Here is a 12,580-nt window from a genome sequence, read left to right as displayed (position 1 = left end):
AATGGTTTTTTGAATCGTTCCAACTGTTAGCGATGGAGCACCTTTGTACCAGTAACTAACCACATATGTTCCTGCGGGCAGATTTTTCTTTTGGAAGGTACGGGAAGAGCTCAGCTGGTAAAAATGAGTGCCGGTAGCAGTAGTATTGATTCCCTGAAATCCAACAAGAGAAACTCCGGAAGATGGATAGTCCCATCCGCCCAGGTTATTACCTTCAAAACCAGCATATGCTATTAAAGATTGATCAGCGTTTTTCGCAATAACAGCCACCTTACCTGATGGGTAATCATATACTACAGAGCTGCGTATATCATATGGGCGATGAAACATGGTAAGCTGGATAGAATCGTCATACAAGTCATTAACCATTATTCCCCGATATCTTGTATCCCTGATAAATTTAGAACCATCATAGTTGGAAACAGTAAAGAAAGAAGTAGAAAGAGGCGCATCCAGGTCAAGAAGTAAAACAGTATCCCGGACAACATAATTTTTGAAAAGCCGGTAATTTGAGAGGGAACCGCTGATGACAGATTCAGTTGCAAAAGGATTTATTACTTTCTGTTGCGGATTATTTGCTGAATAAGTGAAAGATCCACCAATTATATTTGCCTGGTTCGTGACAAGATTCGGATCTCCCTGAAACACAGAGTAATTATTCTTAGTGATCGTGTTATATTTTTCAATAATGTTGTTGTCCATATGCTGCACATCCATTTGAGCAATAGCCTTTAACATGGAATTACTGCCGGAATAACTATCGGTCACATTATAATCTTTTGGATATTTCATTACCTGCGTTTCTGTAATGCCATTTGAACGGGTGGTTACAATCCTGGTTGGCTGAAGGTGAGCAGGATTGTCATAGTAGTACTGAGTTACTTTTGAAATAGATTTGGTGGAATCTACTGAATCGTAAGTGGTTTCAGTGGATTTGTTAAGATAAATCCATTCAGAAATATTATTATAGGTTGCCCCCTTATAAAGATCATAATCTAATCCGTCCTTATCTATGCACTCGTTGACATAACCTATTTTCAGTCCATAAACTATGGTTCGATTATTCGACCTGTCAGTGTAATATTCATTCTTAAGCTTTGTTAAAATATTTCCATTATTACCATATACTGCATTTTCAATTAATAAACCTTTTTCATTTTCTAAATTGGTTAAAGGAGTAAATGGATAAGAGTAGGGGTTATTAACTCCCACCATACTATATTTATTAATACTCCAACCATTATTGTTAGTCTGATCACCCTCGGCGACTTTTACTTCTTGGTAACCCACATAACCCCCTTTTGATGTTCCCATAACAGTTTGGCTGCAGGGAGTTCGTACCAGATACTGACAAAGAGTTTCACCACCCTCATTAACTCCATGGGATGGAATTGGCCTGATTTTATTGTAATTATATGAATAAACAGGTGTTGAGAAATTTACACCACTTGGTCTATCTGATTCGGTTGATATACTATAAGAATAATTCTTAATTATATCATTTGAATGGTCTCCGTCCCCATCACTTTGAACGATGGTTTTAATTCGTAATCCTCCACCTTGTTTAGATTTATTGTAGCCAGTAATTGAATCGTATGCGATGCTGATCCAGGCATTAGCGGATTCACATGTACAAAATGCTGATGCATATAACTGATAATCTCCCTTCTTTAACTTTATGATTCCGCCGGATGATGGTAAGTTTATATATTCTAATGTCTTTACATTTTGGATATTATAACTAGTCTCTATTTCCTGGCAGTTATCACAGGCGCTACTGCTATAGGTTACAATTAAATCTGTGTCTGCTGCCAGTGTAAAAGATTTCGAGTCCTCAACTACATCGGCTTTATTTTTCCCGGGGTATTTAGCATTTGCTTTATAAGTTACATTTTCTGTTATGGGATTACTTATAAGCGATAAGTTTGCATTATAACCATAATAGTTAGGTTCATAAGTAAAAGATGTATAACCCAGGGTTGGATAAGTAATTTTAGTAAGAATTCCAGCTTGAGTGTAAGGCCAATGAGGTTCACGATCCGCACCACTGAAGCTAGTTTGAGTAATTGGCTCATATGCCGGGGGAATTAAAGTTGAATTGTCTGTAACGCCATTATAAAATCCCCAGTGGTCTTGACCTTTAGCGGAGTTATCTGTCGTATTGTAATTAGGGGGTGGCAATGTTGTTGCTTCATAATCAAATTTATAAGGCTGACCAATAGCTGTTACATCTTTTCCTTTTTCGGTTATGGATAATAGCTTTAATCTTGTTGCAACATTCGATTTATAATAATATGAATAGTCAAGATCATAAGATTTTACCAATTGACTGGTTAGATATATTTTAATGTTCCCCAAAGGGTATCCAATATTTCCTGCATCAAGATTTGTTAAATCTTCTCTTATGAAATTACTTTTATCATTAAATGTAATATAACCATTTGAAAAATTAATTCTTGAAACCTTTTTTCCAAATACGTACATCCTGTTTGTACAATTTAAATCTTGCTGATTAGTGCAAATATCCCCAAACTCACCCATCGCATCTATGGAAAAATATTTCGTCTCCATAGTTCCTGTGGAGTATTCCATTTCGTAATCTGCATATTCAAAATCAATAAATTCTGCTGAGGTAGGTAATTCAATACGTGTTAAATTCCAGGTTGTAGGCCAGGTAGGATTGTTGGAATCTCCGCAACTGCTTTCATTGGTGCTGCTTTCAATACCATCAATATACGATGAAGTAGAATTTTTTCTATATCCAAAATAATATACTATGCCGTCTTCGGCAGTAATTACAAAATATTTTGAACCACTGAGACTTTTACGCTCAATTTTAATATTGTCATAGGGCATTGTATTCCAGACTCCATCATTACCTATCATAAAGGAGCCAGATTTTCCTCCGAAATTGTAAAAATATTCGTCGGGCTCACCGTCATATTTCCCTTCTGCATATGATTTCATTGTTGGATAATCGGTAAAATTGAACAAGGGAATAGAAGATGCCAAAGATTCGAAGCCAGCATATGTTCCCGTGCTTTCATCCGCAAAACCGTGAATCACTCTTGTAATTTGTCCCCCTGCATTTAGTGCCCACCCTGCACCTACCCAGCTTGCTATCTCATCCACCTTTAGTCCGCTTGCATGATAAGATAGAGAAATAGGAACGGAGAGGCTTCTACCTTTAGCTTCATATAAAGGAATAGAAATATCAGGTATGCCAGTATATAAGCTTACCGGTATTTCGGAAACCTTTGCCACAGAAGCCGCATTAGGGCTTGGTGGCATAATGTCCTGGTTAATGGGAAAGAATCCATCGGTGGATTGACCGTTTAAAAAATAAGAATTAACTAGAATGAAAACGAGGGTAGTATATCTTTTCATATAAAAGTTTTAAAGTGATACATTTTCAATACAGTAGTTACGAATATATAATAAAGCATAATTTAATCATATTTATTAGTAATAATTTATCATTAATTGATTTTATGTAGCCAATTCATACAAAATAATTTAAAGGAATAAATAACTACGTTTATTTAATTTGGAAAACTCAACTATGATGATCTAAACAGTATAGAACAATTATACAAACAAGTTTTTAATATACAAACATATTTGAAAATAAGTTTTTCGGAAAGATTATTATTGGTGATGCGCAAAAAGGGGTATAAGAATATCCACGAATTATCACGAGCGCTGGGCTATAGTCATTCAGAGAAACTCCAGCGATTAATTCGTGATCCAAAAAATAATCCCTCCTTTGAAATTATTTCCGATCTTACAAACAGGTTTGAAGACCTAAATGCTAATTGGCTTCTTACAGGTAAGGGGAAACCTTTCGAATCTTTTCCAACAACCAGCGATCAATTAGTACTGGAAGATTCTGAAAAATATGAAACTGCATCACAAATTTATGTTCTAAATGCAAAGGCAGTATCGCAATGGCTAACAAAACAAGACAACGAATTCTATAAAAGTTTTCCCTCTTTCACCATATCAGAAATTATACACCGAAGCGGAGAATATGTTATGGTACAGGTAGCGGATGATTTCATGAAACCCACCCTTAATTGGAATAGCTGGATTATTTGCAGAAAAATTTTACCAGAAGAGATTGTAGAGAAAAAAATCTATGTGGTTTTGCTTCGAAGTAAAAATCAAGATACTATAATTCATCGCATTTCTTTTACCGGTGATGATAAAAAAATTGTTCTGGAATACGATAATGCTGCTTATCCTCCGCAGAAAATATCTGTAAAAGAAGTTATTGAGATTTTTATAATGGAATATTACTTTACTGCTGAATTTGAACCGAAAGACCAGGGTCTTGCTTCCAGTTTACAGCAGCTCAAAAAAGACATTGAGAAAATTAAAAAAGATATTCGCTTTAAGAGGTAACTCACCACAGCGGTGAAATAAAAAACAACTTTTTTTGAACAAAAGGTCCATTTAAAGCATTTACTGTTAGTTGTTGCAATCAACTAATTTAACTTCAACAATTAATGACCCCAAACCAATTACCTGTTGCCCGTTTGCTATGGCGAAATGCTCACCTCTATTTGGGCGCATTAAACAGCAAGCTGGATCAACTGGATATTGAGCGGTACTTCAGCGCCCTGATCATGATTGAGAATGAATACCCGCGCAGCTCGCAGCAGGAGATTGCAGACCAGTTAGGAGTAGATAAGGCCGCTATGGTGCGCATCCTTAATTATCTTACCAGCCACGGCTATGTGATAAGAGAATCGGATAAAAATGATAAAAGGAAACATCGCATACGGTTAACAGAAAAGGCAGCCCGCAGAATGAAGGAAATCCACGGAGCGGTAAAAGAACTAAATGAATATTGTAGCAGCCAGGTAAGCAAGGGTGACTGGGGTATATTTATGAACGTACTGCAGCAGATGTATTTAAATTTAAAAGCTTTGCCCTCCAGGGATTTGATAATAAATGTGAGGCGAAAAAAAGTATCTAAAATTAATTCGAAACAATATTCCTGACACAAATGAAAAGATACCGGGGGCTTATCTGGGTAGTGGCAATTATTATAGGATTGGTCCTTATCAAAGTTCTTTTTCTGAAAAGCACAACAACAGATCCTGCTTCGGGGCCTAAAAAGTCCGCGGTTCAGGCAGTAGATGCGCTTGTGGTAAGGCCGCAGGTAATGAATAATATTGCATTAGTGAGCGGATCACTGGAAGCGAACGAGTCGGTGAACCTGCAGCCACAGCTCAATGGTATGATAACCGGGATCTATTTTAAAGAAGGCGACATAGTGCATAAAGGCGACCTTCTGGTAAAGCTGAACAATGCGAACCTGCAGGCAACATTAGAGAAGCAGAAAGCTACCCTGGAAGTAGCTCAAAACAACCTTGCACGTGAAGAACAGCTTTATAAGCTGAATGCCGTAAATGAAGATGAGTACAATGCTACCAGCTTGAGCGTTAAATCTGCACAGGCAGATATCAATTTCACGAAGGCTGAGCTGGATAACAGTGAAATACGGGCACCATTTAACGGTGTAATAGGAGTGCGCTATGTAAGCTCCGGCGCTTTTGTAAGCACCACTACGGTGATTGCAACGTTATACCAGCTTAATCCGATTAAAGTGCAGTTTGATTTGCCTGAAAAGTTTGCCCCGCAAATAAAAGTAGGTACCCGTCTGACATTTACGATTCAGGGCAGCACCAAACAATATAGTGGAAAAGTGTATGTAATAAATCCGGGCATCAATACCGATACGCGGACGCTTACCGTTCGTGCATTGTGTGATAATGATGGCTCGCTTATGCCGGGAAGCTTTGCTAACATAACGCTTGACCTTGGAACGGATCCTGAGGCGATCCTGATTCCAACACAGGCATTAATCCCTGTGTTAAACGGACAGCAAGTCTACGTGGCAAGAATGGATACTGCCTTTAGCGTGCCGGTGCAGATTGGGATACGAAATGATACGGCTGTACAAATCACAAGCGGTCTCCATCCCCGCGATACCGTAATTACTTCAGGCATCTTATTTTTGAAAAATAAGATGAAAGTTAAATTAAAGAAGGTGCAGTAGCGTATGAGCCTACCCACATTAAGTATCCATCGTCCGGTGCTCGCGATAGTAATGTCGCTGGTGATCGTCATTTTTGGAATTATAGGATTTAAATCTCTTGGCGTGCGGGAATTTCCAGCCATTGATCCGCCGATGATTACGGTGAATACCAACTATAAAGGAGCAAATGCAGCGGTGATAGAATCACAGATTACGGAGCCGCTGGAAAAAGCGATTAACGGCATCCAGGGCATCCGGAGCATTTCTTCCACCAGTTCACAGGGATCCAGCATCATCAACGTAGAATTTAATTTGGGTGCTGACCTGGAAACAGCTGCGAATGATGTTAGGGATAAAGTTTCTCAAACCGTAAGGGTACTGCCCCAAGATATAGATGGCTTACCATCTGTAACAAAAGCAGATGCCAATGCCGATGCCATTTTAACTCTTACGGTACAAAGTGACACCCGTAACATCCTTGATTTAAGCGATTATGCTGAAAATGTGATTGCAGAGCGGCTTCAAACCATACCCGGTGTGAGCAGCATACAGATCTGGGGACAAAAGCGGTACGCGATGCGTCTCTGGCTAGATCCCAATAAGCTGGCAGCATACGGCTTAACACTTTTGGATGTACAAAATGCATTACACAAACAAAATGTGGATTTGCCTGGCGGGAAAATAGAAGGGTATCACACAGAACTGAATGTAAACACACACGGGCAACTGCTTTCCACAAATGACTTCGAGAACCTGATACTAAAGACTAACGGGACGCAAACAGTTAAGCTTACAGATGTAGGGCACGCTGAACTTGGCGCTGAGAATGAAGAAACCATCCTGAAACAATCGGGCATCCCCATGGTGGGATTAGCACTGGTCCCTCAGCCGGGCGCCAACTATATTGACATCTCCAATGAGTTTTATAAGCGCATGGGTCAGCTAAAGCAGGAGTTACCTAAGGATCTGGAAGTGAATGTGGCGCTGGATAATACGCAGTTCATACGTAATTCAGTAAGTGAAGTAAGCGAGACAATTGCCATTGCATTGGTGCTGGTGATCCTTATTATCTTTCTTTTCTTCCGCGAATGGATCATAGCATTTCGTCCCTTGATTGATATTCCGGTTTCACTTATTGGTGCGTTCTTTATTATGTGGGTAATGGATTTTTCAATAAATATCCTTACCCTTTTAGCCATTGTGCTCGCAACCGGTCTGGTGGTAGACGATGGCATTGTGGTAACAGAAAATATATTTAAACGGATTGAAAAAGGCATGAAGCCCATTGAGGCCGCCATCGAAGGAAGCAATGAGATTCTGTTTGCCGTGCTCTCCACCTCTCTTACATTGGTAGTGGTCTTTATGCCGGTAATTTTCCTCGAAGGTTTTGTAGGGCGGCTATTCCGGGAATTTGGTGTCGTGCTCGCGGGAGCGGTAGTCATCTCGGCTTTCGTTTCGCTTTCACTTACACCAATGCTAAATGCTTACCTGGTAAAAAAAAGCCGCAAACATTCCTGGTTTTATCGTAAAACAGAACCCTTCTTTGAAAGTATGAACAGTACCTATGAAAGAATATTGAGAAGCTTTTTAAAGATGCGTTGGATGGCTTTAGTAATTACAGCCGTTGCTTTAGCTATTGCAGCAGGATTTTTTTATTATCTGCCTTCTGAACTGGCGCCTCTTGATGATCGCAGCTACGTGCGGTTAAGCGTTACGGCACCGGAAGGCTCTTCTTATGAATCGATGGAACACTATATGGATCAGGTTACGCAGTTTATAAATGATTCTGTTTCTGAAAAACAAATATTGCTCACCATTGTAGCGCCAGGTTTTACAGGGAATAGCGCGGTTAACAGTGCAGCAGGCCGGATTGGATTTGTAAGCCCTGATCAGCGCAGCCGCACGCAGGACCAGATCTCGAATTACTTACAGTCAAAGCTTGGCAAGCTGAATAATGCTAAAGTATTCAGTGTGCAGCAGCAAACGATACAGGTTGGCCGCTCATCGGGATTGCCCGTGCAGTTTGTTATACAAGCGCCTAACTTTGACAAGTTAAAGGAATCTGTTCCGAAATTTTTGCAGGCAGTGCAAAGCAATCCGATTTTCCAGGGCACCGATGTGAATTTGAAATTCAACAAGCCGCAATTGGATATTACCATAGACCGCGCCCGGGCTGCCAGCCTTGGCGTTGCAGTAAGCGATGTAGCGCAAACGATGCAGCTCGCATACAGCAGTCTTTTGTTCGGATACTTTGAAAAGAATAATAATCAGTACCAGGTAATAGGCCAGGTACCGCGCGAAAACCGCGATCAGCCGGTGGACCTAAAATCACTTTATGTACGAAATAATAATGGTCAGCTTATTCAGCTCGATAATGTAGTGGATGTAAAAGAGGAGAGTAGCCCGCCCGCTATATATCATTACAACAGGTATGTTTCTGCTACCATTTCTGCTGGATTAATTCCGGGTAAAACGATCGGTGATGGTATAAAAGAGATGAATAAAATTTCTTCCCAGGTTTTGGATAAAAGCTATTCAACAGCTCTTACAGGTCCTGCCAGGGACTATGCCGAAAGCTCTTCTAACCTTGCCTTTACATTTATGCTGGCACTCATCTTAGTGTATCTCGTATTAGCAGCTCAGTTTGAAAGTTTTGTCGATCCGCTGATTATTATGTTCACGGTACCTCTTGCCGTAGCGGGTGCCCTGTTATCTTTGTGGTACTTTAATCAAACGCTGAATATCTTCAGTGAAATTGGGATGATCATGCTTATAGGTTTGGTTACAAAAAACGGAATACTGATTGTTGAATTTGCAAATCAGCTACGAGAGAAAGGATTAAACAAGATGAATGCCATACGCCAGGCTTCAGTGATGCGGCTGCGACCCATCATGATGACAACCCTGGCAACTATATTCGGAGCGTTACCTATAGCGGCGGCTCTTGGTTCCGGAGCTACCAGCCGGATGGGAATGGGCATTGTAGTTATGGGTGGCTTATTTATTTCACTGGTATTTACCCTCCTGGTTATTCCGGCTATGTACAGTTATTTATCACGAACAAAAAAAGTGGTCGCTCCGGCTACAGTAAAACATGTTGAAGAACCTGTTGAAGCATAAATTATTTGTGTATCTGTTGGTGTGTTTTATCTGGTCAGGTGTAAATGCTCAAACGATACCTTATTTGTCTGTTGATGACGCTATTGTTATCGGACTGCGGCAAAATTTTCAGCTTATTATTGACAGCAATAATGTTGAAGCTTCGTCCATCCGCAATTCTCCGGGCAATGCAGGTTTTCTTCCACAGCTCAATGTCAACAGCAACATACTGTACAGCGACCAAACGATTAAGCAGCAGTACTCGAACGGAACAGAGCTAAATCACAATAATGCTACTACAAATACGCGGAATATAAGCGCCGCGGTTTCATGGACTTTGTTTGATGGCGGAAGAATGTTTGCAACGGCAAAACTTTTAAGATTGCAGGAAGATCAGTCCCGCCTGATCAGCAAGGACGATATTCAAAATTTAATGGCAACCATTATAAATGCTTATTATAATGTAGTTCAGCAAAAGCAGTTACTGGTACAGATAGACAGCAGCCTGAAGTATTATGATGTTCAATTAATTACATCGCAGAATCTGAAGTTGCATGGTAAAGGAACCCAGCAGCAAATATTTCAATCGCAGATTGATCGTAATACAGAAGAAGCTCAATATTATGCCCAGCTAAATTCCTTGCTCGATGCAAAGACAAACCTTAACCATCTTTTACAACGCAGCCCGGATTTAGATTTTGAGGTAGGTGACAGTATCCCGGTTACTTCAGGGACTGCAGATACTACCCGCCAATTTCTAACAGAGCATAATCCCTTTTTGCTGGAAGCAAGCAGAAATGTAAATATTCAAACGGCGATTTTGCAGCAAAACAAATCACTTTATTTTCCGCAGCTAAGTGTTATAGGGGGTTATGGCTTCAACAATTCTTCTTCTTCAGCAAGCTTTTTTTTACTCAATCAAAATCTCGGCTGGAATGCAGGAGTTACACTTGGCTGGAACCTCTTTGATGGCTTCAGAACCCGTAACCTTGTTGAGGTTTCCAAAATAAATATAGAAAATGCCCGGATTAACTATGAACAGGCGGTAAGCAATACCGAGGCATCTGTGAGTATTGCTTATCATAAATATAAAACGGCATTACAACAGATGATGGTGCTTAAGCAAAACCTTCAATTGGCTGAGGAAAACCTGCGCATTGCCCTGGAAGAATTTAAGTTGTATGCGATTACTCAAATCGAATTGCAGCAGGCACACAGATCGTATGATGATGTAAGTGCTGCATATATAACCTCTTTATACGCAGTAAAATCTGCTGAAACAAATTTGCAGATGCTGAATGGGTCGTTAGTACAATAGCTACAAGCTATCAGCGGTCAGGCTTTAGCAGCTTTTATCAAAATTGAATATTATCAGATAATCAAAAGCTATCAGTTTTCAGAGATCAGTAGTCAGCAATTAAAAAATATAACAGTCAACGTCAGTTACTGATAGCTGCTGGTTGTGACCTCATAATTACTGTTAATTGCTATAAAATTTTTATTCTTCATTCTTTATCATTATCTATTTTTACTTTCTTCCCCCCCAGCCGTGTCTCCACTCGAAGATTTGGCGGGTGAGCGTAGGACACGGCGGTTGTAAGAAGTTAGCAATGATTTCGTGGCAGTGACTCTTCTTCAACCTGCTTACTATTTCATAAGCGATAAAACGCTTTCCATTGCTCATCAGCGTATGAGGTTTGCACTAGTCTGTGGAGCAGCTATTATAAAGTGCAAATGATTAGGCATGATGAAATATGCGATAATCTTATACCTCTTGCTCTGAGCAATACTGAACCACTTATACACCTCGCCATGCGACCGGGTGATCTCAAAAAGGTTTATTCAATTATAACAGGTGAAAGTGCAGAAATACATTTCCCCCTGAAATTATGTCTTGTTTTTACAGACATTAATGAAAGATACGATGTTCAACATCGCCGTGTCCCACGCATACCCGCAAAGGCAATCTGGTGGAGACACGGTTTGGGAGTAAATTTTCACCAAAATGCTTTGAAGTGTCATAGAAATCAATGGCAAAAATTCATTTCTGCTTTGGTTACGTGCTATTTCGAATTCTGAACTTTCACTGCAGCACTATTTTACCAACCGCATCGCACACCTCGTTTTCACGAAATATAGACCTCTCGGTAAAGCGGCATCGAGGGTGATTTCGGTCTGAATGATACCACTTGTTAAAGTTGTTAGTTGGCTTTGAACTAATTGACCGAAAGCATTGAAGATTTCGATGTTTACTTGGTGAATGGTGTTAGAGGTTTGCAGATTGATTTCAAATGTGCCTGTTGTAATTGAAGGAAATATTGAGAGCAAATTTTCTGTAATGCTTTCAGCTTTCCTCGCACGAAAAATTATTTTATTATCTGCTGAATCAGCAGAATCAATTACTGAAGGCTCAAGGCGCACTATCCAAAAATCATGCAGGCCCCTGTTTTTTTTAATATCTCCATCTGTTGAAGACGTTCCACCGCATACCACAAATCCTCCATCATAAGTTTGCTGGATGCAGTTTGCCTCATCATAGTCACTACCTCCTAATGTAAGGCTTTGCTCTATGTTCCCGCGCTTGTTGAGCTTCACCACCCAGATATCGCTCATTCCATGAGCATTAATCACTTCGCCATCATTGCTTTCAGTGGTTATAGCTACGATATATCCACCATCGCGAACTTGCTTAACTGGATTCCCTACATCATCTTTAGATCCTCCCAGGTTTTTACTCCATTGTACATTCCAGCACTATCCAGTTTAATCAGCAGGGCATCCTCGCCCCCTTTATTAAATCTAATATCGCCACTCAAAGAAGAGCTAACACCTGATACTATACATCCGCCATCAGAGGTTGCCTCTGCATCATAAGCAATGTCATAGTTTGCACCTCCTAATGCATTTTCCCACAGTAAATTTCCTGAAGTATCTATTCTAATTACCCATTCATCCGCTTCATTATTTTCGCTGTTATGGTGATCAGTAACATCTCCATCCAGTGATGTAGTTATTCCGGAGATGAAATAGCCATTTTTAATGGCGGCATGTATTGCGTAAGCAACCTCATTATAGGTACCACCATAGCATTTTAGCCATTCTATATTTCCGTTAAAATTGACCTTAACAACCCAGACATCCTGCCCACCTTTATTCCCTGTTATATCTCCATCAGTTGATTGTGTTGCTCCTGTAAAAATATACCCATCCGTAGTACTAAGAAGAAATTGCTTAAATAATATAAATTCCAGCGAAATATTTTTTTCCGAATGTAATGAGATTTGCATTTCCGTTAAATACATGTAACAATTTTTGGCCGTTGATTTCTATGACACGGCCAAACATTTTAATGAGTAATTTTTTTCATAAGGTTCTCCGCGTTTAACCACAGCAAGAACGCGCGCCAGTAATTTGTTTTTGACTGCATTGAGTACG

The 12,580-nt window shown here is 39.9% G+C and carries 8 protein-coding genes; 6 read left to right on the top strand and 2 right to left on the bottom strand.

Annotated elements, in window-relative coordinates:
• Positions 1-3,657: 3,657 nt before the first annotated feature.
• From H0W62_14320 to H0W62_14295, 6 genes are all read left to right on the top strand, one after another.
• A complete protein-coding gene (locus H0W62_14320) occupies positions 3,658-4,404 on the top strand; it encodes a S24/S26 family peptidase (protein MBA3649695.1) in 747 nt (248 codons plus the stop codon).
• A 104-nt stretch (positions 4,405-4,508) separates the two neighbouring features.
• On the top strand, positions 4,509-5,006 hold the full coding sequence (locus H0W62_14315; protein ID MBA3649694.1) for a MarR family transcriptional regulator: 498 nt from the start codon (positions 4,509-4,511) through the stop codon (positions 5,004-5,006).
• A gap of 5 nt (positions 5,007-5,011) precedes the next feature.
• A complete protein-coding gene (locus H0W62_14310) occupies positions 5,012-6,067 on the top strand; it encodes an efflux RND transporter periplasmic adaptor subunit (GenBank protein ID MBA3649693.1) in 1,056 nt (351 codons plus the stop codon).
• 3 nt (positions 6,068-6,070) lie between these two features.
• The gene (locus H0W62_14305; protein ID MBA3649692.1) at positions 6,071-9,166 is read left to right on the top strand and encodes an efflux RND transporter permease subunit; all 3,096 of its coding nucleotides are present in this window, start codon (positions 6,071-6,073) and stop codon (positions 9,164-9,166) included.
• Entirely contained in the window at positions 9,141-10,463 is a 1,323-nt protein-coding gene (locus tag H0W62_14300; protein ID MBA3649691.1) for a TolC family protein, read from the top strand. The genes H0W62_14305 and H0W62_14300 overlap by 26 nt, the downstream gene beginning before the upstream one ends.
• Before the next feature lie 416 nt (positions 10,464-10,879).
• Positions 10,880-11,224 (top strand): hypothetical protein, encoded by a 345-nt coding sequence (locus H0W62_14295; GenBank protein MBA3649690.1) that lies wholly within the window; start codon positions 10,880-10,882, stop codon positions 11,222-11,224.
• Positions 11,225-11,239: 15 nt separating this feature from the next.
• Here H0W62_14295 and H0W62_14290 read toward each other — a convergent pair whose 3' ends face one another.
• On the bottom strand, positions 11,240-11,758 hold the full coding sequence (locus H0W62_14290) for a T9SS type A sorting domain-containing protein (GenBank protein MBA3649689.1): 519 nt from the start codon (positions 11,756-11,758) through the stop codon (positions 11,240-11,242).
• An 89-nt stretch (positions 11,759-11,847) separates the two neighbouring features.
• The gene (locus H0W62_14285) at positions 11,848-12,447 is read right to left on the bottom strand and encodes a hypothetical protein (protein ID MBA3649688.1); all 600 of its coding nucleotides are present in this window, start codon (positions 12,445-12,447) and stop codon (positions 11,848-11,850) included.
• Positions 12,448-12,580 lie beyond the last annotated feature (133 nt).

Source organism: Chitinophagales bacterium (assembly GCA_013816805.1).
GTDB lineage: Bacteria > Bacteroidota > Bacteroidia > Chitinophagales > UBA10324 > MGR-bin340.
The sequence above is the reverse complement of the archived record's forward strand: the minus strand, read 5'-3'. Positions and strand labels throughout refer to the sequence as shown.